The organism is Actinoplanes sp. CA-015351 (genome assembly GCF_050955685.1).
Classification (GTDB): Bacteria; Actinomycetota; Actinomycetes; order Mycobacteriales; family Micromonosporaceae; genus Actinoplanes.
In genome coordinates this window covers 6,534,197-6,555,029 of sequence record NZ_CP192102.1, presented here as the reverse complement: position 1 = coordinate 6,555,029, position 20,833 = coordinate 6,534,197, and the positions used below count along the sequence as shown (strand labels likewise).

Below are 20,833 nucleotides of genomic sequence, written 5' to 3'. Positions count from 1 at the left end.
GTATGCGAAGACCTGACGGGGAGAGCGCGGACTTCGACGCGTTCTATACGGGCACCGCGCGCCGGGTGCTCTTCCATGTGTACGCCGTCTGCGGTGATCTCGGCGACGCCCAGGACATCACCCAGGAGGCGTACGCCCGAGCCTGGCAACAGTGGCCGAAGGTCTCCGGATATGACAGCCCGGAGCAGTGGGTCCGCAAGGTGGCCTGGAACCTGGCCGCGAACCGCTGGCGTGGCCTGCGCCGGCGGCTCGCCGCGCACATCCGGCTCGGCCCGCCCGCCGACGCCGCTGCCGGACCCTCGCCGGAGCGGGTGGCGGTGGTCGCCGCGCTCCAGCGGTTGCCGGAGACGCAACGGCAGACGATCGCCATGCACTACCTGCTGGACATGTCGGTCCAGGAGATCTCGGCCAGCGCCGGCGTACCGGCCGGCACCGTGAAAGCCCGGCTGTCGAGGGCCCGTGCCGCCCTCGCACTGCTGCTCAGCGACGTGGAGGTGAGTGATGCCGCGTGACATCCGCGAGGTGCTCGGCGAGTTGGAGGACGACGTGAACGGTGTGCTGCTCGCCCCGGCCGCGGACGTCCGGGCACAGGGCCGCCGCCGTGCGCTGCGCCGCCGGGCCGCGGCCGCCGGGGCGGCGCTGTCGCTGGTCGCCGTGGTGACGGCCGGCGCCCTGGTGACCCGGCAGCCTCCGGAGGAGGAGAGCCCCGCCGTGGCGAACCCCGCCATCTCGTTGCCCGTCACGATCTGCGCGGTCCCGGTCGACCTCACCCTTCCGAACGCGCCCGGCGAGGTCACTATCCGGGTCGTCGACGACGAGCGGGCCGAGACGGTGGCCGAGGACTTCCGGACCCGGGGATTCGTGGCGAGCGGGTGGACCGCGATCAACCCGCTGCCGGACGACACGGTCGCGGTGATCCGGTACGGCCCGGCCGGTGTCGGCGAGGCCGTCCTGGTCCAGGCCTATCTGATCGGGCAGGCCGAGACGGTGTTCGTCCCGGACCAGGCCGACAACACCGTCGAGCTGATGCTCGGACCGGCGTTCCACCAGTTGGGCACGCCGACCGAGGTGAACCAGTCGCTCGCCGCGATCGGCCCGGACGGTTTGCCCCACCGCTGCTAGCCCCGGGCAGAACCGCGGTACGTTCCGAAGCTCCACAGGTTGCCCTCCGGGTCGCGGGCGGTGAAGTCCCGCGACCCGTAATCGGTGTCGAACGGCGGCTTGAGGATTTCGGCGCCGGCCGCCGCCGCGCGTTCGTGCAGCTTGTCGACGTCGTCGGTCACCACATAGGCGCCGAACGTGCCCGGTTTCAGGGACCACACCGAGCCGGGTTTGCCGGAGCCCAGCATGATCCCGCCGCCCAGCGGCCAGTCCAGCTGGGCGTGGTCCACCTGATCGCCGTCGCCGTACACCACGTTCTCCTGGAAGCCGAACGCGTCGACCAGGAAGCGGATCAGCGCCCGGGCGTCGTTGGCCTGCAGGGTCGGCCACACCATCGTGTCAGTCATGAGACTCATCGTCGCCCGGTGACAGCGGCAGGGCTTGGACGAAACCGAACTCGTCGGCCAGCCATGTCGTCGGTGAGCACCCGGCGAACGCCTGGAAGTCCCGGACCAGGTGCGACTGGTCGGCGTACCCGTGCGTGGCCGCCACGTCGGCCAGCCGCACACCCGGGCGGATCGAACGCCGGGCCCTGTCGAAACGGGCCACCCGGGCCGCCTCTTTCGGGCGCAGGCCCAGCTCGGCACGGAACCGGCCGGTCAGGTGGCGCCCGCTCCAGCCCACCTCTCCGGCCAGCTCGGCGATCGGCACGTCGTGGCGCAGCAGCCTGCGGTACGCGTACCCGATGGGATGGAAACCGGAAGCGTCCCGGGTGAGCGAGCCCAGCATGGTGTCGAGGACCGCGAAGCGGGCCGGCCAGTCCGGAGCCGCCGCCAGACGCTCCCGGATCTCGCCGACGAACCTCTCGCCGAGAACGGCGGCGGCGTCGACGTCGAGGTTCGCCAGTTCGGCGGCGGGCAGACCGAGCAGCGCGCGGCAACCCTCCGGCGAGAGTGCGACCTGAACGCCGGACTGCCGGCCGTCGTGGGTGATCAGCGCCGGCGTCAGATGCAGGCCGCCGAGCAGGGCGTCGAACCGGCCGGGCGTCTGGCGCGGATCCGGATGCGCGGCCACCACGAGAGGATCGTCGATCGTGAAGATCAGGGTGAGGTACGGCGAGGGCAGCCCTCGATGCCGGCCCGGCGGCAGACCGTTCTGCCGGTAACCGGAATAGAACCCGATGAACGGCCGCAGCGGCGCGGCCGGGCGGGCCTGCGCGTATTCGTCGACCGTCATCCTTCGATGGTCGCACCTGCCTGGCCGCGATCTTGACAGGATCGCGGCCAGGCGCGCGGGTGGTCAGCCGGCGAGGATCTTGGCCAGGTCGTCGCGGAAGCTGCGCTCGTTCTCGGTGACCGTGTCGCCTCCGATGCCCAGCACGCCGCCCGTCGAGGCCGCGCCCACCACCTCGTCGGCGATCTCGACGAGCCAGTGCTTGTAGGTCTCCGCGTCCGCGGCCGACACCTTGATCGAGAGCAGCGTCGCGACCTCGGCGGCCCGGCCGAGCACATCAGCGGCGTAACCGGCCGGGTCGCTCGGCTCGATGACCGGCGGTTCCTCACCCAGCTCGGGGTCACCGGCCTCGACCACCGCGGCGGACGCGGCGGCGGAGACCAGCTGACTGGCCGACGCGCGGGCGTCCGAGATGCGGTCGAGACCGGCGGCCACCTCGGCACGGGTCTTGCGGGCGCTGTCGTGGGTGGCGGCGCTCGCCGCGGTGAGCACCGACTGCGGCAGGCCGGCGATCAGCCCCCACTCGGCGTCGGTGAATCCCAGCTTGGCGTAGAGCGGTACGTCCGTCACGCGAGGGTCCTTTCCCTTGGTCGACAGCATTATCTACCCGCTCACGCGTTGATCAATTCATGGACGAGCCTCATAGGCGATGTTGAAGGGTGTTTCGGCGGCCCGGCGGAAGCGGGTGAAGCCGGCGTCGGTGACCAGCCGGCGGATCGGCTCCTCGCCGGCCTGTGCGCCGAGGGAGTAACCACCCTCTTGGGAAAGAGCGCTGGGTACGCAGAGGAACGCGGAGAACGAGTAGTACACCCGCCCGACCGGGTTCAGGTTGTCGCCGACCGTCGAGCCGGCCGCCGGCTCCACGATCAGCCAGGTTCCGTCCGGCGTCAGCTGGGAGAGCACGTGCCGCGCCGCGCCCAGCGGGTCACCCATGTCGTGCAGTGCGTCGAACGTGGTCACCAGGTCGTACGGCCCGCCGCCGAAGGTCTGCGCCCCGGCCACCTCGAAGCGGATCCCGCTGGTCCGTTTGCGCGCCTGGTCGATCGAACCGGCGTGCAGGTCGGAGCCGGTGAAGTCGGACGACGGGAAGGCCTGCGCCATCAGGGCCGTGGAAGCGCCGTGCCCGCAGCCCACGTCGGCGACCCGGATGCCCCGGTGCAGCTTGCCCACGACGCCGTCCAGCGCCGGCAGCCATTCGGCGACCAGATGGGCGCTGTACCCGGGCCGGAAGAACCGCTCACACCCGGCGAACACGTCGTCGTCGTGCTCGTGCCAGCCGATGCCCTCACCGGTCCGGAATGCCGACTCGACCCTCTGCGAGGCCCGCAGCGAGCCCAGGGCCAGCTGGAACGCGCCGGGCGCGAAGATCGGGCCGTCCGGATCGGTCAGCGCGAACGCCTGCTCCTCGGTGAGCGAGTACTCGCCGGTCGCCGGGTCGAACTCCACGTAACCACCGGCGGCCTGACCGCGCAGCCACTCCTCGACGTACCGGGGTGCCGTGCCGGTCTTCTCGGCGAGTTCCTCGGGCTTCGCGGGTGATCCGGCGAGGGCTTTGTAGAGGCCCAGCCGATCGCCGATGACGATGCCTCCGGCGGCCATCGTGGCACCGAGGTCGCCCACGAAACGGTGCACGAATTGCATGAGTTTTTGCTCGTCAACTGTCATGAATCCGTTCTACGGGTGTCGGCTCGTGCCGGAATCGGTGTGAACTACCTAGGTCGGAGAAGGGACGTACCTAGAAGTGCTGGAACGGGAGCACGAGCTGGCCGAGCTGGGCGCCGCGGCCCGGCAGGCCCTCGACGGCCACGGCTCGGTCGTGTTCGTCACCGGCGAGGCCGGCATCGGCAAGTCCACCGTGGTCGGCTCGGTCCGCTCGGTGCTGCCGGCCGAGGGGCGGCTGCTCGTCGGGTACTGCGACGACCTCGCCACCCCGCGGGTGCTCGGCCCGCTGCGTGACCTGGTCGGCAAGGTCGGCACGGCGCTGACCGACGCACTCGGCTCCGGCGACCGGTCCCGGGTGTTCGAGGCGTTCCGGTCCGAGCTGGACTGGCCCGGTCACCCGACCGTGCTCGTCGTGGAGGACCTGCACTGGGCCGACGAGGCGACGCTGGACGTGCTGCGGTTCCTGGTCCGGCGGATCACCGCGCTGCCGGTGGTGCTGGTCGGGACGTACCGCGACGACGAGATCGGCGCCGGCCACCCGCTGCACGGCCTGCTCGGGCTGGCCGCCGGAGCGCCGATGCGCAGGCTGCCGCTGGCCCGGTTGTCACCCGAGGCGGTGCGCCTGCTCGCCGAGGGCACCGTGGCCGGCCGGTCGGCCGGGGGCGCCGTGGTCCGCGTGCCGGCCGGGAGTGCCTCGGTCAAGGCCGACCGGATCTTCACGGTCACCAACGGGAACCCGTTCTTCGTGACCGAGGTCCTCGCCGCCGGTGACGCCGACGCGGTGCCGGCTACCGTGACCGAGGCCGTGCACGCCCGGCTGCAATCCCTGGACGGCCGGTGCCGCGACGCCCTCGGCCTGCTCTCGGTGATCCCGTCCACGGTGGATCACTGGCTGGTCGGCGCGGTGGTGCCCGGCGGCCTCGACGTGCTGGCCCCGGCCGAGCAGCACGGAGTTCTCACTGTCACGCCGGCCCGGGTGGCGTTCCGGCACGAGCTGATGCGCCTGGCCGTCGCGGCCGGCCTGACCGCGTCCCGCCGGATCGCCGCGAACCGGGCCGTGCTGGCCGCACTCCTGGCACACGGTGGCGCCGACCTGTCCCGGATCGTGCACCACGCGGCCGAGGCCGGCGACACCGATCTGCTGGTCCGGTACGCACCAGCCGCGGCGCGGGAGGCGGTGAGCGCCGGTTCGCACCGGGAAGCCGCCGCCCATTACCGGCTCGTCCTGGAACACCGCGCCGCGTTCGGTCCCGGCGAACGGGCCGGCCTGCTGGAGGCGTACGCCGAGGAGTGTTACACCCTCGGCCTGGACGAACCGGCGGTCACCGCGCAGCAGGAAGCCGTCCTGTTGCGCCGGGCCCTGCCCGACACGGCGGCGCTCGGCCTGGCGCTGCGCCGGCTGTCCCGCCTCTACTGGTACGCGGGCCGGCGCCCACCGGCCGAGAAAGCCGCCGTGGAAGCGGTCGCCGTCCTCGAAGACGCGGGCGATCCGGCCGCGCTGGCGTTCGGGCTCAGCAACCAGTCCCAGCTGCACGCCCTGGGTGGCCAGCCCGCCGACGCGATCCTGACCGGCGAACGCGCGATCGGCCTGGCCCGGGCCGCCGGCGACGCGGCGGTGCTCTCGCACGCGCTGAACAACGTGGGTTACGCGTATTGGGACGTCGACGATCCACGGGGGCGGGAGCTGCTGGAGGAGAGTCTCGCGGTCGCGCTGGCGGCGGGGGAGGACGACCACGCCTGCCGGGCGTACACCAACATCGCCTGGCACCTGATCGACCAGCAGCGGCCACGGGAAGCCGGCGCGCTGCTGGACGCGGGGATGGTGTTCGCCGAGCGTACCGAGGTCCTGGGTTTTCTCCGCTACCTGCACATCACCCGCTCGGTGGTGCATTTCCAGCTCTGCGAGTGGGACGAGGCCGAGGAGCACGCCCGCTGGGAGGAGGGCGCGCCGTCGATGATGCGTACCCCTGCTCTGGTGGTCCGGGGCCTTGTCCGCGTCCGTCGCGGTCTTCCCGGCGGCGAGAAAATGATCGAGGAGGCCTGGGAGATCGCTCGCGGCATCGGCGAGGCGCAGCGGATCGGCCCGGCGGGCGCGGCGATGGCGGAGGCTGCTTGGCTGCGCGGCGACGCCGGGCTCATCGACCGCCTCACGCCGGTCTATCTCGAACGCCACGCCGCGGAGGGCGGCCGCCGCCTCGGCGCCTTCGGCTTCTGGCTGGTCCAGCTCGGCGCGTCGGTTCCGCTCCCTCTTCCGTACGCGTTGATGCCCGCCGGCCGCGCGAAAGAAGCGGCGCTACGGTGGCGGGCGGCGGGCTGCACCTACGACGAGGCGCTGGCGCTGAGCTACGGCGACGATCCGGCCGATTTGCTGACCGCGGTCCGTCTGCTCGACGGCGCGGGCGCCGAGCCGCTGGCGCGTCGTGTCCGGTCCCGGCTGCGCGAACTGGGCGTGTCCCGCATCCCCCGAGGCCCAGCCCCGTCGACGCGAACGAACGCGGCGGGCTTGACGGGTCGCCAGGCCGAGGTACTGGGTCTGCTGGCGGACGGCCTGAGCAACCCGGAGATCGCGGCCCGCCTGGTCCTGTCAACCCGGACAGTCGACGCCCATGTGGCAGCGGTCCTGACAAAGCTGACGGCCCACAATCGCCACGAGGCGGTACGCCGAGCCCAGAGCCTGGGCCTGCTCCCAATCCGCTGAACGGCGGCCCCCGCCGTGCCGTCCGTGATCTTGTGAGTTTGTGCCCGCCGCCTCAACCACTCGGGTTTCGCCATTTGTGGAGCGGTAGTGGGTGCGAGGTGCCGTTCGGAGATCTTGTGCGGTGTGGCCGGCTGATCGACCGCGAGTGCACGAGTTCGCGGGACGGCCGTCTGTGGCATGTGGGTTTCGGGTGGTTCTATGCCCCATGGGTCTCCAGGGTTCGCCGATCGCGGTGCTTCACCGTCTCGCCGTGGTGAGCGGGGTGCTTCACGGTTCCGAGGTGGTGAGCGGGGTGCTTCACGGTTCCGAGGTGGTGAGCGGGGTGCTTCGCCGATCTTGTGGATTTCGGGGAACCGTTTGCGCGTATCTCCGCAAGATCGGCCGCGCCCTGGTCGATCTTGCGGAGTTGTGCGGACACGTCTGCGGGGAAGTCCACAAGATCCAGGAGGAGCGGCGGGCGACGGGCGGCGAGCAGCGGGCGGCGGGCAGCGAGCGGCGGGCAGCGAGCGGCGGGCGGCGGGCGGCGAGCAGGGGGCGGTGGGCGGCGAGTGGCGGGCGGCGAGCAGCGGGTGGCGGGTGAGGGCGTGGCGGCGGGGCGGTGGTGTGCTCGGGTGCGGGTGCGGCGGTGGCCGGGCGGAAAGTCCGCCCGGCCACCGCGTGTGACGTGCGGGTCAGGGGGCGGGGGTGCCCACTGCCGTGAAGTCGCGGGCTCGGCCCACGTTGTCGAAGGAGCCGAAGCCGACGCGGCCTGAGGCGAACGTCTTGTCGCCGGCCGTGAAGACCGGGTCCTTGTTGCCGTCGACGTAGACCGCGATCTCGCCCGTCGCCGGCAGGTGCCTCACCTTGATCTTGTGCCAGGCCGTGTCGGTGATCGCCGGGTTGGCGCCACGTGACCGGCCGTTCCACTGGTAATCGATCCGCTCCCGGTCACCGTTGTTGACCTTGAAGATGCCGTTGTGCGGAAGGATCGTGTTGTCCGACGAGAGGTGCGCGTAATAGAACTGCGTCGGTGACTGGTATCCGAACACGATGATCACGTCGCGATTGGACACGTCGACAGGCGTGTCCAGCCTGACCGAAGCGGTGACCTCGACACCGGCGAACGCCGGTCCCTTGGTCAGCACCGCGTACTCGAACGGCCGCCGCGGCGGGCCCGGGTCGGTGCCGGCCTCGGCGAGGATGATCTCCTGGCCGGTGAACTGCCACTTCGACGGCGTGACCGGCGCCCAGTTGGCGGCGACGGCCGTACCGTGGACCTTGGTGTGCCCGACCGGTCCGGCCGCGAACGTCCGGGTGCCGGTCACCTTCCAGACCTTGCCGTTCGCCTTGGCCAGGATGTAAAGCTCACCGCGCGCGTCGGTGCCGAAGCGCAGGTCGACCCGGTTCGGGTCGCCCGGCGCTCCGGGGCTGGAGAGCTGCTGGAACCGGACCGGCTCGCCGGCCGGGGTGAACAGGTTCAGCCGGTGGATGGTGGCCCGGGGCCCGCCGCGCCGCATCTCGCTGACCTCGGTGTAGAACACGGTGCCGGCCACCAGGTCGCCGAAGACGTACTTGCCGCGCAGCGCCGGGATGGCGTTGCCCCGGTAGACGAAACCACCGGCCACGGCGACACCGACGTCGGAGGTGCAGTTCCAGCCGGGCGCCGGGTTGTGGTCGTACGCGGCAACCGGGTAGACGTACCCGTTTTGAGCGTCGTCGGCGGGCAGCGGATACAACCGGTCGCAGACGTTGGTGGCAGCCCGGTCGAAGACCCAGGAGCCCTCGCGCTCGCTCCAGCCCGCGTTGTCACCCTTGCGGACCTCGTAGATCGCCTCGATGGTCTTCTCACCGATGTGGCCGAGGTACAGCTTCCCGGTGGCGGTGTCCCAGCTGAAGCGGTGCGGATCGCGATATCCGTACGACCAGATCTCACCGGCCGCGCCGGCCTGGCTCACGAACGGGTTGTCGGCGGGGATGCCGTACTTGCCGTTCGGCGAGTTGGTGCCGCGCGGGTCGATCCGCAGCAGCTTGCCGTGCGGAATCGCCAGGTTCTGCGGGTCGGTGGTGCGTACGCCGATGCCCCCGTCGCCAACCGCCAGGTAGAGCTTGCCGTACTCAGCGGAACCCCGCCGCGCCGTCGGGTTGAAGTTGATCTCCTGGAAGCCGTGGATCTGGCCGGCGAAGCCGATCCGCAGCAGTTCCCGGTGGGTGCCGGAGAACGTGTCGGCGGCCGGGTCGGTGGCGTGCCACTCGTTGATGACGCCGTGGAACAGGGTGGGCTCGGACTGCTGGTAGTCCGGCACCGCCGTGGTCAGCACCGCCTGCTCGGTGTGGATCGTGTAGAACAGGCCGTTGCGCTTGAAGTCCGGGTGGAAGGTGACGTACCCGAAGCCCTGGCCGAGGCCCCGGCCGGAGAAGAACGCCGGCGCGAACGTGGCGGCCACGTCCAGGTAGACGTGCGGCACGCCGTTCTTGACCAGGTACAGGTTGCCGTTCAGATCGGGGACCGCGCGGCGGCCGGAGCCGTCCGGAAGTTCCAGGATCGTGTTGATCCGGGCGATCCGGTTGAGCCGCTGGTCGATCAGCGGCGGGTTGGTGAACGACTGCGGGAACTGGGCGTACTCGGTGAGTTCCAGGCCGAGCCGGGACGCGACGGGTTCTTCGACGATCGGATCGTCGATCGCCTCGGCGGCCATCGCCCGGCCGGGCAGAAGGCCGAGCGAGGTAACCAATGTGGACAGTATTAGCAGAAGGGACAGACTGAAGCGACGCATGAATTACCCCCGGTTCTTCATGTAGCGGTACTGGTTCGCGACGTCCCGGGCCGACAGCGAGCGGTCCAGGAACATGAGCGCGTCCATCCGGCAGTCACATGGGTTGCGCTCGACACTGTTCTGCGGGAAGCTCCCGCCGATCTTGATGCCACGCGGGTCGGTGGCGGTGGTGACGTGCGGCCCCGGGCCGGCCACCAGCCACGGGTCGCCGGTGATCGTGTAGAAGCCGTCCACCGGCACACCGTTGCGGTACAGCGCCATCGTCCCGGCGTTGAAGTCGAACGTCGCGGCGATGTGCACCCACTGGTCCTTGGGCAGCAGCGTCTTCCAGTCCTCGCTCGCGGCGAACGTCTGCGAGGCGCCGCCGTCGAGCCGCCGGCCGAGGGCGACCAGACGCAGCGTTCCCTGCACGTCGATCAGTTCGAGCAGGGCGCGTACGCCGTGCCCGTCCGAGTCGCCGGTCAGCACCCCGGCCAGGCCGATCGCGTTGAACCGGTCGTCCGGGGCGGGCGTGACGGTGTTGAGTGCGGGGCCGTCCATCGAGCGCTTGAACCAGCCCAGAACCGTGGTGCCACCCACGGCGTTGAAAGCGCGCAGCGTACGCACGCCGGTCGGCGAGTAGATGCCGGCCTTCCAGTCGTCGTTCCCGGTGGCGTCCGGGTTGACCTGCTTGGTCTGCAGAGCCCGGCGGCTGCCGGGGTACGCGGAGTCGGCCACCCGTTGCGCGGCGCCGCCGTTGATCAGTTCGATCTCGGTCCCGGACCGGCCCAGGTCCCGTTCGAGGGCCGCGTCGTCGGGCATCGGGTGGTCGAAGTCGTAGAAGGCGACGAGGTCGGAGCGAAGGGACGGATGAACGTCACGCGGGCCGGTATCGCCAGCGTTGACCGGTGTTCCGATGGCCGCGATGAGTAAAAAAGCGACCGCGATTCCCAGGGTTCGTCTCATGGACGACCTTTCAGATCTTCGGTTTCAACGAGGCGGGACGGCCGCCTAGATAGAGCTCCCCGAGCTGCGGATCAGCGAGCAGCTGCGAAGCGGGCCCGGAGATGTGTACGCGCCCCAGATCGAGCACGCACCCCAGATCAGCGGTCTCGAGCGCGCGGCGGGCGTTCTGCTCGACGAGCAGGACCGCGGTGCCGGCGTCGCGCATCCGCACGACCTGTTCGAAAACGGTGCCTGTCGCTTTCGGGTCGAGACCCATCGACGGTTCGTCCAGCAGAACGACCTTCGGGTCCACCATCAGCGACCGGGCGAATTCCACCTGTTTCTGCTGCCCGCCGGAGAGCAGGCCGGCGAGCGATCCCCAGCGGTCGGCGACCACCGGGAAGACCTCTTTCACGAACGCCACGCGTTTCGCCACAACGGACGGATTGCGAACCGTGTACGCCCCGAGCAGCACGTTCTCCTCGACGGTCATCTCGCGAAAGACGCTGTGACCCTGCAGGACGAGCGAGACCCCGGCCGCGAGCATGGCCTGCGGTCCACGGCCGGTGACGTCCGCAGCCCCGACCAGAACCTTGCCGTCGCGGGGCTTGAGCAGGCCGCCGGCCACCTTCAGCACCGTCGACTTGCCGGCGCCGTTCGGGCCGACCAGACAGACGATCTTCCCGGCCGGCACCTCGACCGAGAAGCCGCGGAGAACCGGCGCCGCACGGCCGTAACCGGCGACGATGTCGACGAGGGAGAGTTCAGACGCCAAGGTAGGCTCCCAGCACTTTTTCGTCGGTCCGGATCACCGAGGGCGGACCGGAAGCGATCGGACGGCCCCGGTCGAAGACCACGATGTGGTCGCTGATGCTCATGACCAGATCCATGTTGTGCTCGACGATCACGAAGGTGCGGCCTTCCGCGTTCAGCTCGCGGACCAGCACGCCGATCCGGTCGAGCAGTGCCGGGTTGACCCCGCCGGCCGGCTCGTCGAGCAGCACGGTCGCGGGCTCGGACATCAGCACCCCGGCCAGCTCCAGGAGTTTCTGCTGGCCCCACGACATGTCCCGGGCCTCGCTGCCGGCCAGATGCTCGATGCCGAGCCGGGTCAGCCAGCTCATCGCCCGGTCGATCTCACTGCGGCGCCTCGCGCCGCGCAATCCCGGCAGAAGACCACCAACGGGTACGGCAGCCAGCACGTTCTCCAGCGCGGTCATCCGCGGGAATGTGCGGCAGAGCTGGAAGGTCCGGCCCATGCCGTGCCGGGCGATGGTGTGCGGCGCCTTGCCGGTGATGTCCCGGCCGTCGTAGGTGACCGCGCCACCGTCCGGTTTGATCATGCCGGTGACGCAGTTGAAGAACGTCGTCTTGCCCGAGCCGTTCGGCCCGATCAGCGCGTTCACCTTGCCGTGCTGGAACGCGACGGTCGCGCCGTCCAGGGCGGTCACCCCGCCGAACGCCTTCCGGAGATCGGTGGTTTCCAGAGTGGAGGTCATCGAGCCGCTCCCTCAGCCTTGGCCAGTCGCTGCTCCCGCAGCTCCTCGGCGGTCACCTCGCGGATCGAGCTGCTCGGGGTACGGTCGAAGCGCTTGAACACCTCAGCGATCGCCGGCAGCACCCCGTCCGGCATGAAGAGCACCACGAGCGCCAGCAGCAGCCCGGTCGCAACCAGGTGCAGCGGCGTGTCACCGTAAGCGCCCTTGAAGTACTCCAGCGCGGTGCCCACGATGATCGCGCCGACCACCGGGCCGAACAGCTGCCGCACCCCGCCGAGCAGCGCCATCAGCACCAGGTAGGACCCGGTCAGGATGGAGAACTGGAAGACCGGATCGAGGTCACCGAACCAGAGCGCGTACAGCCCACCGGTCAGCGCCGTGAAAAAGGCCGAGACCACAAAGACGATCAATTTGTACGCGTAGGTCGCCGTACCGAGGGCTTCCGCTTTGTCCTCGTCCTCGCGGATCGACTTGAGGCCCAGCCCGAACCGGGACCTGTCGATCAGCCACCAGACCAGCAGCGCCAGGGCGAGCAGGCCGGCGAACAGGTAGTAGAAGACCCGATGGTGCTCGGGGCGGCTCAGGTCGAACGGCCTCGGCACGACCAGGCCCCGAGAACCTCCGGTCACCGATGCCCAGCTCTGGAAGATCAGCAACAGGATCAGGACCAGAGAGATGGACACGATCACGAAGGACGCCCCGCGTACCCGCAAGGCGGCGAAACCGATCGGAACCGCGAGTGCGGCAACCAGGGTGGCACCGGCGAAGAGTGCGAGGAAGGGCGGCAGCCCGCCCTTCGCGACCAGCAGGCCGGTGCCGTAGGCACCCAGGCCGGCCAGCGCGCCGTGCCCCAGCGAGATGTAACCGGTGAAGCCGCCGACGAAGTTCCACGAGGTGGAGAGCGCCGCGTAGTTGAGCACCAGCACACCCACGGAGAGGATGTACGGGTTCGGCGCGAGGCTCGGGAAGGCGAGGATCCCTGCCGCGAGCAGCAGGATCGCCCCGATCTTCAGAATCCTAGAAGCGTTGGGCAAGGCGGCCTCCGAAGAATCCCTGTGGCCGGAACGCCAGCGTGGCGAAGAGCGCGACGTAGAAGACGGTCTGCGCCCAGGTGGTGCCCATCGGGATCTGGAGCAGGCTCTGCGCCATCCCGAGCACCAGCGCCGCGATGGCCGCGCCGGGCACACTGCCGAGGCCGCCGACCACGATGATCGCCATGAGCGGGCCGATCCAGTGCCAGTGCAGCGACGGGTAGATGGTGGTGTCCAGCGAGAGCGCGGTGCCGCCGACCGCCGCGGTGGCCAGCCCGATGCCGAAACCGAAGCCGGCGACCCGGTCGGTGTCGATGCCGAGCAGCTTGGCCGCGTCCCGGTGCTGGATGGTCGCCCGCAGCGCCCAGCCGAACCGGGTCTTCTTCATCAGAAGGTACAAAGTGGTGAGTGCGACGACGGCGAGCCCGAACGCGATCAGCTTGACCACCGCGATCCGGGCGCCGAGCACCTCCAGGCTGGCCGACCCGTAACCGAGGTTGATGCGCCGCTGGGTGCCGGAGAACGCGTACCCGAGCAGGCCCTCGATGAGCAGCGCGATGGCGAACGTCAGCAGCACCGACATCATGGTCAGGGTGGCCGGCCGCAACCGGGTGAGCAGAGCCCGCTGCAGACCGACGCCGGCCAGGAAGAACAGCGGGACAGTGCCGATCATCGAGAGCAGCGGGTCGATGCCGGCCTGCTCGTGCAGCCACCAGGCCAGGTACGCGGCGAGGATCAGGAACGCCGAGTGGGCGATCATCACCACCCGCATGATGCCGAAGTAGAGGGTGAGCCCCGAGGCCAGCAGGGCGTAGAGACCGCCCAGCAACAGCCCCAGGAGCACACTCTGAAACAGCAACGCACCGGAGGGCATCAGCGCCTCACCAGGCCGGCTTCGGATAGAGGAACTCGGCTTCCTTGACGTCCTCCGGCAGCACGATCTTGATGTCGCCGCCGATCCACTGCTGGATCATGTGGGCGCCCTTCGGCTTGCCGGTCTCGTCCCAGCTGAGCGGTCCGACCACGGTCTCCACCGTGTTCGCGCGTACCCAGTCGACGAGTTTCTGCTGGCACTCGCCCTGCTCGGCACAGCCGGCCGCGGTCACCGCGGCCGCCACCACCTGACCGGTGGTGTAACCGTTTGCCTGGTCCTCCTCGGGCGCCTTGCCGAACTGAGCCGTGTACTTCTCGACGAACTCCTTGTTGCTCGGGTACTGCGCGTCCTGGCTGTACCCGGTGGGTGACAGCACGCCCTCGGTCTTGTTGCCGATCGCCGAGGCGAACTCCGGGTTGGTCGGTGCTGTCGAGAACGCCGCCAGTTTCGGCTGGTAACCCAGCTGCTGCAGGGCCACGATCAGGTTCACGCCGTCCTGGTACTGCGAGCCGCCCACCAGGACGTCCGCCTTCGAATCGGCGATCTTGGCGGCGATCCCGCTGAAGTCGGTGGTGTTCGGCGGGTAGACCTCGTCGACAAGCGTCTTGATGCCGCCGGCTTCCAGTTTTTCCTTCAGGCCGTACGCCGTACCCTGCGCGAACGGGTCGTCCATCGCTGCGTAAGCGGCGGTCTTGGGCCGCTGGTCGGCCGGCATCGCCAGGATCTTGTCGGCGAGGTGGTTGTAGTGGTCGTTCGCCACCGCGGGCGCGGCGTAGAAGAGGTTCTTGAAGCCCTGCTCGAAGACCTCCTTGGCGGCCCCGGCCGGTTCGACGAAGAGCATGTCGTACTCCTCGGCGACGCGCGCCGACGGCACCACGAGGCGGGTTGAGAACGGGCCGAAGACCAGATCGACCTCGTCCTTGCCGATCAGTTGCTCGTAGTCGGCGACAACCCGGTCCGCATTGGACTGGTCGTCAAGGATCTTCAGCTCCACCTGGCGGCCGAGCAGGCCGCCGGAGTCGTTGACGATCTTCGCCCAGGCTTCGTAGCCCTGCTGGACGCCTTTGCCGGGCTCGGAGAAGTCGCCGGTGAGGGGGAGTGAGACGCCGATGGTGATCGGGTCGGTTTTGTCGCCGGCGGCGTCACCGTCGCTGCTGGAGCAGGCGCCGAGTGTCAGAATCAAGGTCGCAGCCAGGGAGTATGCGGAGAGTCGTGCGCGGTGAGAAGTGGTCGACATCCTCGGACGTCCCTTCGGGCCGAGTACGAAAGCGCTTCCGTAAGCGCTTGCGTACTCTATGCTGTGACATCAATCACGGGCAATAGCTTGGGAGTTAACGATGCCGAAACCGGGCCCCGGGCTGCGCCTCATCGACGTCGCTCAACGGGCAGGCGTCTCGCTGGCCACCGCCTCGCGGGCGCTCGCCGGACGCGAGGGGGTGAGCGAGGAGGTCGCCAACCGGGTCCGCCAGGTCTCCGCCGAGCTCGGGTACGTCGCCAACCCGTACGCCCGGACCCTGGCCGGCGGCTCCAGCTCGACAGTGGGCCTGATCGTGCACCAGGTCGACGACCCGTACTTCTCCGAGATCGCCGGCGGTGTCATCCAGCTCGCCGGCGAGCAGGGCCTGCTCGTGCAGATCTGCCACTCCGGCCGTGACCCCGAGCACGAGCTGCGCCAGATCCGGAACCTGATCGCCCAGCGGGTCGGGATCATCATCGTGGCCGGTTCCGGTTACGGCGACCCGCGGGTGGAGGCCGAGGCCCGCACGGTCCTGGCCGGCTATCAGCGCGGCGGCGGCCGGGTCGCGGTGATCGGCCGGCACGCGCTCGGCGCCGACGCGGTGCTGCCGGACAACGAGGCCGGCGGCCGCGCCCTCGGCGAGCATCTGCTCGAACTGGGCCACCGCCGGATCGCCCTGGTCGCCGGCACACCCGAGCTGAACACCGTGATCGACCGGATGGCCGGGGTGGCGGCGGCGCTGCGCTCGGCCGGCCTCTCCCTCGACGACATGCCCATCGTGCACACCGACTTCGTCCGGGAGGGCGGCCGGACCGCCACCGCGCGCATCCTGCGCGACCACCCGGACACCACCGCGATCATCGCGCTCAACGACGCGATGGCGATGGGTGTGCTCGCGGTGCTGCGCGAACGCGAGATCCCGGTGCCGGAACGGATGTCGGTGGTCGGCTTCGACGACGTCTCGGTCGCCGGCGACCTGTCACCGAGCCTCACGACGGTCCGCCTGCCGATGACCGATATGGGGCGGATGGCCCTGGAACTCGCCTTGAAGCCCCAGAGCACCCGCCCCCGCCGCCGATCCACCGGCCAGCGACTGATCGTCAGAAACTCCACCGGCCCAGCCCCTGCTCAGAAAACCGGATAGGCGCGGAGTGTTGTCGTCAGGCGCCCAACTGGGCTGCACTCAGGGCTGCCGGCTGCACAACACGGCGACCGTTCGGTGCGGCCCGGAGCGGTCGTGAAGCCGTTGGCGGTTGGATTGTTGGAGCCTGGCTGGTGTTCGAGGTCCCAGCGGTTCGGCCGTAGGGTCGACCGTGAACTCGCGGGTTGCCGCGTGAACCGGGGCGGCGTGTCGACTTCGGGCGTCCGTACTCCTGGCCGGACACGCACCCTCCGTGACCGCTGGCGAACGTGCGAGCCGCGCTGGCGCCCCTGTCGGGCCCGGTGAGTCCTTGGTTGAGGCAGCGGCGCTCGGCTTCCCTCCTCCTGGATCTTGTCGACTTCCCCGCGGACGTGTCCACACAACTCCGCAAGATCGACCAGGGCGCGGCCGATCTTGCGGAGTTATACGCAAACGGTTCGCCGAACTCCCCAAGATCGGTGAGGCTCCGCGTACGCGACGTCGGAACTGTGAAGCTCCTCGTTGCCCCCGCGCCACCCCGCCACCCCGCCCCGTTGTCCCACCCCGCCTGGATCTTGTGGACTTCCCCGCAGACGTGTCCACACAACTCCGCAAGATCGAAAAGGGCGCGGCCGATCTTGCGGAGTTATACGCAAACGGTTCGCCGAACTCCACAAGATCCGTGAAGCACCGCCTTCCCACGTCGAACGGTGAAGCACCGCGCTCCCACGTCGAACGGTGAAGCACCGCGCTCCCACGTCGAACGGTGAAACACCGCGTTTACCAGCCGAAACTGTGAGCGCCGTGTTGGCCGAACCGTGGAGACCGGTGGGGCATGGGCACCCACGAGTCTCCAAGATCCGGCACGTCCACCCGCTGTGGTGGCTGAGCGTCACCACAACACTCCCAGACCACCCAAAACCGACATGCCATGGATGGCCGTCCCGTACCTCGTGCACTTGTGGTCGATCGGCCGGCCGAACTGCACAAGATCTTCGAGCGGCACCTAGCACCGAGAAACCGGCACGCCACCCCCGAACCCGCAACCGCTCCGCAAAATGGCGAATCCCGGGAGCGGCGCAAACTTACAAGATCGCGGACGCCGCCGGGTGGCGGCATCGCTGTGCGGGGTCTGGCTGGTCAGGCGGCGGTCAGTAGATTTTGCTCGACCACGACCGGGACGGAGAGGGTTTTGTAGCCGACCGAGTCGAAGAGGACGGTCATCCGCTCCTCCTCGTAGTTCATCACCATGCCGGTGCCCCACTCGCTGTGGCGGACCTGGGAGTGGACCGGGAAGGGGCCGTCCTGTTCGGTGGCGTCGACCTCGGCTGCGGTGCCGTCGGCGCAGTTGTCGCAGTGTCCGCACTGGCGCTTGATGTCCTCGCCGAAATAGGCGAGCAATGTCTCGGTGCGGCACTGCCGGGATTGTGCGAACGCGCGCATCATGTCGGTTCGTGAGCGGACGATCGCCTGCTGTCGCTCGTACGCATCAATGGCGGCCTTGGCCGCGACGGCCGGGAGTGGTGCGCGGGGCGGGACCGAGAGTTTGTTGCCCGTGCCGGTCCGGACCGCGCCGACCTCTTCGAGCAGGCCGAGCAGTTGGCCGATCTTGCGGGGGCCCATGCCTGTCGCCTTCTGCAGCGCGGTCCTGGTCTGCGGGCCCTTGTGCAGGATGCCGGCGAGTTCCTGCAGTTCGCCGGCGTCGGGGGAGCCGCCGGCGAAGAAGCGCTGGATCGCCTCGTCCTCGGAGCGCCAGAGCAGGACGGTGCGGCCCGGCTCGCCGTCGCGCCCGGCCCGGCCGATCTCCTGGAAGTAGCTGTCCGGCGAGTCGGGCAGGGCCATGTGCGCCACCCAGCGGATGTTCGGCTTGTCGATGCCCATGCCGAACGCCGAGGTCGCCACCATGATGTCGACCTTGTCGTCGCTGAAGTCCTGGTGCCGTTGCTCGCGCAGGCCGGCTGCCATGCCGCCGTGGTAGAACTCCGCGCTGTAGCCGGCCGTGGTGAGCCGCTCGGCGAGTTCCTCGGCGGCCCGGCGGGTGGCGACGTAGATGATGCCCGGCCGCTGCTCGGCGTCGAGCATCGCGGTGAGCCGCCGCCACCGGTAGTCCTCGTCCGGGCAGTACGCCACTTCGAGGAAGAGGTTCTTGCGGTCAAGACCGGACACGTGGATCTCCGGCTCGTTCAGCTGGAGACGCTCGATGATGTCCTCGCGGATCGGCGGCGAGGCGGTCGCGGTGAGAGCCAGGATCGGCGGCCGGCCGATCTGCTTGATCATCTCGCCGAGAGCGAGGTAGTCCGGCCGGAAGTCGTGGCCCCAGGTGGAGATGCAATGCGCCTCGTCGACCGCGACCAGGCCGGGCTTGAGCGCGCGTACCTCGGCTATCCGCTCCGGGTCGCTCAGCTGTTCCGGTGTGATGAAGAGGAACTCCGCCTGACCGGTTCGGAGCAGTTCCATCGCTTCGCGTTTCTGGGCCTGCGTCTCGGCGGAGCTGACGCGGACCGCGCGGACCTTGCTGTCGGCCAGATCGTTGAGCGCGGCGATCTGGTCCTGCTGCAACGCGAGCAGCGGTGAGATCACCACTGTCGGCCCGGGCAGCAGCACGGCCGGGATCTGGTAGATGGCCGACTTGCCGGCGCCGGTCGGCAGGACCACGAGGGCGTCCTTGCGGCGCAGCACGGCACGCATCGGCTTGAACTGCCCCGGACGCAGCGACTGCCAACCGAAGTGTTTGCGGGCGACCTTGCGCAGCCGCGGGCCGTAGATGGGCAATCCCTGCTTCTTGAACATGGGCGGCCCGTTACCCCTATTTGCCCCGGAACATGCGGCGGATTGCCCACAGCAGGAACAGGACGGCCAGGGCCACGCCGAGCAGGCGGACGGCATGCACCTCAGACCAGTCGACGGTGGCTTCCGCTAACACGTTGGGCGGCACTCCGGCAGCTTACCGGGAGCGCTCCACAGTTAATAGAAAGGTTTGTTGACTAAACTGGGATCGGGTGTGAGCATGGGTGCCCGGACGGCGAGAACGTTCACATAGTCGTTCGTCAATACATCGGAGGTACGGGGGCGTATGTCCAATCACGGCGAATTGCCGGAACTCGCCGCTGCTGTCCTGCAGCCGGGTTTCGTCGGCACGTCCGCACCGGACTGGGTCCGCCGCTGGCTCGGGAACGGATTGGGCGGAGTCGCCCTTTTCGCCCGCAACGTCGAGTCGCCGGCCCAGGTCGCGGCGCTCACCGCCCAGCTGCGAGCCGAGTACCCCGATGTGATCGTGGCCATCGACGAGGAGGCCGGTGACGTCACCCGGTTCGAGTCGCGGCTCGGCAGCTCCCGCCCGGGCAACCTGGCACTGGGCGCGATCGACGACCCGGAGCTGACCGAGGCGGTCGCCGGCGATCTGGGACGCGACCTCGCCGACGCCGGCATCACCCTCGATTACGCGCCCGACGCGGACGTCAACAACAACCCCGCGAACCCGGTCATCGGCGTACGGGCCTTCGGCGCCGAACCGCAGCTCGCGGCCCGGCACACAGCGGCCTTCATCCGCGGGCTCCAGGAGGCCGGCGTCGCCGGTTGCGCCAAGCACTTCCCGGGGCACGGTGACACCAGTGTGGACTCGCACCACGACGTTCCGCTGATCGACCGGACCGCCGCCGAGCTGGCCGAGGTCGAGCTGGTGCCGTTCCGCGCGGCGATCGCGGCCGGCGCGAAGTCGGTGATGACCGGGCACCTGCTGGTTCCCGCGTACGACCCGGAGCTGCCGGCCACGCTGAGCCGGCGAATCCTGACCGGCCTGCTCCGCGAGGAGCTCGGTTTCGACGGGCTGATCGTCACCGACGGCATCGAGATGCAGGGTGTCCGCCGCCGGTACGGCCTGGAGGGCGCTGCCGTCCGCGCGCTCGCCGCCGGAGTGGACGCGATCTGCGTCGGTGGCGACAACGCCGACGAGCAGACCGCGATCGGGCTGCGCGACGCCATCGTGGCCGCGGTACGCAGCGGCGAACTCCCGGAGGAGCGGCTGCGCGACGCGGTCGCCCGGGTACGCGCGCTCGCCACCTGGACCACCCGCCGGCAGACCGAGACCGGTGCGCGGGCCCTCGCCGACGCCGCCGCGCAGCCCGAGGTGGCCGTCCTGGCTGCTCCCGGTGGCCGCGGATCGACTGTCGGCTTCGCCGCCGCCCGCCGGGCCGTCAAGGTGACCGTCGCGGACGGCGGACCCGAACTGCCGATCACCGGTACGCCGCACGTCGTCGAGTTCGCGCCCCCGCGCAACATCGCGATCGGCAGTGAGACCCCGTGGGGACTGGGCGCTCCGCTCGCCGATCTGCTGCCCGGCACCACGTCACGGCGGCTCACCGCGGAGGATCTGGACGGCCTCGCCGACCGGGCCGAACCGGTTCTGGCCGGGGCCGGCGACCGGCCGCTCGTGCTTGTCGTCCGCGACGTGCACCGGCACACCTGGATCGCCGAGACCCTGACCGCGGTCCTGGCGGTACGCCCGGACGCCATCGTGGTCGAGATGGGCATCCCGGTCGAGGTGGCCGGGGGAGTGCACATCGCCACGTACGGCGCGACCCGCGCCCTCGGGCTGGCCGCCGCCGAGATCATCGCCGGGGTGGACGTCCCGTCCCCGCAGCCGGTGGCCGCCTGACCCGCCTCCGCGGCCTCGGGTTGTGCTCGTGGTCGTCCCGCGGCCCC

17 protein-coding genes are annotated in these 20,833 nt (G+C 69.9%); 5 read left to right on the top strand and 12 right to left on the bottom strand.

Annotated features, from left to right (window positions below):
* Positions 1-2: 2 nt before the first annotated feature.
* Both ACQP2E_RS29815 and ACQP2E_RS29810 read left to right on the top strand, forming a co-directional pair.
* Positions 3-512 carry a sigma-70 family RNA polymerase sigma factor gene (locus ACQP2E_RS29815; RefSeq protein WP_433826259.1) on the top strand — a complete coding sequence of 170 codons (510 nt, stop codon included), beginning with the start codon at positions 3-5 and terminating at the stop codon, positions 510-512.
* A complete protein-coding gene (locus ACQP2E_RS29810; RefSeq protein WP_433826258.1) occupies positions 502-1,122 on the top strand; it encodes a LytR C-terminal domain-containing protein in 621 nt (206 codons plus the stop codon). The genes ACQP2E_RS29815 and ACQP2E_RS29810 overlap by 11 nt, the downstream gene beginning before the upstream one ends.
* On the opposite strand, the gene ACQP2E_RS29805 is transcribed toward ACQP2E_RS29810, so the two are convergent.
* The 4 genes from ACQP2E_RS29805 to ACQP2E_RS29790 form a co-directional block, all read right to left on the bottom strand.
* Positions 1,119-1,508 carry a VOC family protein gene (locus ACQP2E_RS29805; RefSeq protein WP_433826257.1) on the bottom strand — a complete coding sequence of 130 codons (390 nt, stop codon included), beginning with the start codon at positions 1,506-1,508 and terminating at the stop codon, positions 1,119-1,121. The two genes, ACQP2E_RS29810 and ACQP2E_RS29805, sit on opposite strands and share 4 nt — an antisense overlap.
* Positions 1,501-2,337, bottom strand: a complete 837-nt coding sequence (locus tag ACQP2E_RS29800; protein WP_433826256.1) for a helix-turn-helix domain-containing protein — start codon at positions 2,335-2,337, stop codon at positions 1,501-1,503. The genes ACQP2E_RS29805 and ACQP2E_RS29800 overlap by 8 nt, the downstream gene beginning before the upstream one ends.
* 63 nt (positions 2,338-2,400) lie before the next feature.
* Positions 2,401-2,904 carry a hypothetical protein gene (locus ACQP2E_RS29795; RefSeq protein ID WP_433826255.1) on the bottom strand — a complete coding sequence of 168 codons (504 nt, stop codon included), beginning with the start codon at positions 2,902-2,904 and terminating at the stop codon, positions 2,401-2,403.
* A 57-nt stretch (positions 2,905-2,961) separates the two neighbouring features.
* On the bottom strand, positions 2,962-3,999 hold the full coding sequence (locus ACQP2E_RS29790) for a class I SAM-dependent methyltransferase (protein WP_433826254.1): 1,038 nt from the start codon (positions 3,997-3,999) through the stop codon (positions 2,962-2,964).
* Positions 4,000-4,075: 76 nt separating this feature from the next.
* Here ACQP2E_RS29790 and ACQP2E_RS29785 point away from each other — a divergent pair, with 76 nt between their 5' ends.
* Positions 4,076-6,694, top strand: coding sequence for an ATP-binding protein (locus tag ACQP2E_RS29785; protein ID WP_433826253.1), 2,619 nt, complete (start codon positions 4,076-4,078; stop codon positions 6,692-6,694).
* Between the two features lie 671 nt (positions 6,695-7,365).
* Here ACQP2E_RS29785 and ACQP2E_RS29780 read toward each other — a convergent pair.
* Genes ACQP2E_RS29780 through ACQP2E_RS29750 form a run of 7 tightly spaced genes read right to left on the bottom strand, consistent with a single transcriptional unit; the run spans position 7,366 to position 14,958 of the window.
* Positions 7,366-9,447, bottom strand: a complete 2,082-nt coding sequence (locus tag ACQP2E_RS29780; RefSeq protein WP_433826252.1) for a PQQ-dependent sugar dehydrogenase — start codon at positions 9,445-9,447, stop codon at positions 7,366-7,368.
* Positions 9,448-9,450: 3 nt separating this feature from the next.
* On the bottom strand, positions 9,451-10,392 hold the full coding sequence (locus ACQP2E_RS29775; protein WP_433826251.1) for a LamG-like jellyroll fold domain-containing protein: 942 nt from the start codon (positions 10,390-10,392) through the stop codon (positions 9,451-9,453).
* A gap of 10 nt (positions 10,393-10,402) precedes the next feature.
* A complete protein-coding gene (locus ACQP2E_RS29770; protein WP_433826250.1) occupies positions 10,403-11,146 on the bottom strand; it encodes an ABC transporter ATP-binding protein in 744 nt (247 codons plus the stop codon).
* Positions 11,136-11,870 (bottom strand): ABC transporter ATP-binding protein, encoded by a 735-nt coding sequence (locus tag ACQP2E_RS29765; protein ID WP_433826249.1) that lies wholly within the window; start codon positions 11,868-11,870, stop codon positions 11,136-11,138. Before ACQP2E_RS29765 ends, ACQP2E_RS29770 begins: the two co-directional genes overlap by 11 nt.
* Complete coding sequence (locus ACQP2E_RS29760; RefSeq protein WP_433826248.1) at positions 11,867-12,904, bottom strand: branched-chain amino acid ABC transporter permease; 1,038 nt, start codon at positions 12,902-12,904, stop codon at positions 11,867-11,869. Before ACQP2E_RS29760 ends, ACQP2E_RS29765 begins: the two co-directional genes overlap by 4 nt.
* Positions 12,888-13,775 carry a branched-chain amino acid ABC transporter permease gene (locus ACQP2E_RS29755; RefSeq protein ID WP_433826247.1) on the bottom strand — a complete coding sequence of 296 codons (888 nt, stop codon included), beginning with the start codon at positions 13,773-13,775 and terminating at the stop codon, positions 12,888-12,890. The genes ACQP2E_RS29760 and ACQP2E_RS29755 overlap by 17 nt, the downstream gene beginning before the upstream one ends.
* A 7-nt stretch (positions 13,776-13,782) precedes the next feature.
* On the bottom strand, positions 13,783-14,958 hold the full coding sequence (locus tag ACQP2E_RS29750) for an amino acid ABC transporter substrate-binding protein (protein WP_433826246.1): 1,176 nt from the start codon (positions 14,956-14,958) through the stop codon (positions 13,783-13,785).
* A gap of 154 nt (positions 14,959-15,112) precedes the next feature.
* On the opposite strand from ACQP2E_RS29750, the gene ACQP2E_RS29745 reads away from it, so the two are divergent.
* Positions 15,113-16,156 (top strand): LacI family DNA-binding transcriptional regulator, encoded by a 1,044-nt coding sequence (locus ACQP2E_RS29745; protein WP_433826245.1) that lies wholly within the window; start codon positions 15,113-15,115, stop codon positions 16,154-16,156.
* A 1,116-nt stretch (positions 16,157-17,272) separates the two neighbouring features.
* On the opposite strand, the gene ACQP2E_RS29740 is transcribed toward ACQP2E_RS29745, so the two are convergent.
* On the bottom strand, positions 17,273-18,922 hold the full coding sequence (locus tag ACQP2E_RS29740; protein ID WP_433826244.1) for a RecQ family ATP-dependent DNA helicase: 1,650 nt from the start codon (positions 18,920-18,922) through the stop codon (positions 17,273-17,275).
* Positions 18,923-19,205: 283 nt separating this feature from the next.
* Between ACQP2E_RS29740 and ACQP2E_RS29735 the strand changes: the two genes are divergently transcribed.
* Positions 19,206-20,786, top strand: coding sequence for a glycoside hydrolase family 3 protein (locus ACQP2E_RS29735; RefSeq protein WP_433826243.1), 1,581 nt, complete (start codon positions 19,206-19,208; stop codon positions 20,784-20,786).
* Positions 20,787-20,833: the final 47 nt, after the last annotated feature.

Bases quoted from the DNA above. Each gene is read 5' to 3' on its own strand.
- ACQP2E_RS29815 (WP_433826259.1), top strand. From the start codon at position 3: ATGCGAAGACCTGACGGGGAGAGCGCGGACTTCGACGCGTTCTATACG.
- ACQP2E_RS29810 (WP_433826258.1), top strand. From the start codon at position 502: ATGCCGCGTGACATCCGCGAGGTGCTCGGCGAGTTGGAGGACGACGTG.
- ACQP2E_RS29805 (WP_433826257.1), bottom strand. From the start codon at position 1,508: ATGACTGACACGATGGTGTGGCCGACCCTGCAGGCCAACGACGCCCGG.
- ACQP2E_RS29800 (WP_433826256.1), bottom strand. From the start codon at position 2,337: ATGACGGTCGACGAATACGCGCAGGCCCGCCCGGCCGCGCCGCTGCGG.
- ACQP2E_RS29790 (WP_433826254.1), bottom strand. From the start codon at position 3,999: ATGACAGTTGACGAGCAAAAACTCATGCAATTCGTGCACCGTTTCGTG.
- ACQP2E_RS29780 (WP_433826252.1), bottom strand. From the start codon at position 9,447: ATGCGTCGCTTCAGTCTGTCCCTTCTGCTAATACTGTCCACATTGGTT.
- ACQP2E_RS29775 (WP_433826251.1), bottom strand. From the start codon at position 10,392: ATGAGACGAACCCTGGGAATCGCGGTCGCTTTTTTACTCATCGCGGCC.
- ACQP2E_RS29765 (WP_433826249.1), bottom strand. From the start codon at position 11,870: ATGACCTCCACTCTGGAAACCACCGATCTCCGGAAGGCGTTCGGCGGG.
- ACQP2E_RS29755 (WP_433826247.1), bottom strand. From the start codon at position 13,775: ATGCCCTCCGGTGCGTTGCTGTTTCAGAGTGTGCTCCTGGGGCTGTTG.
- ACQP2E_RS29745 (WP_433826245.1), top strand. From the start codon at position 15,113: ATGCCGAAACCGGGCCCCGGGCTGCGCCTCATCGACGTCGCTCAACGG.
- ACQP2E_RS29740 (WP_433826244.1), bottom strand. From the start codon at position 18,922: ATGTTCAAGAAGCAGGGATTGCCCATCTACGGCCCGCGGCTGCGCAAG.
- ACQP2E_RS29735 (WP_433826243.1), top strand. From the start codon at position 19,206: ATGTCCAATCACGGCGAATTGCCGGAACTCGCCGCTGCTGTCCTGCAG.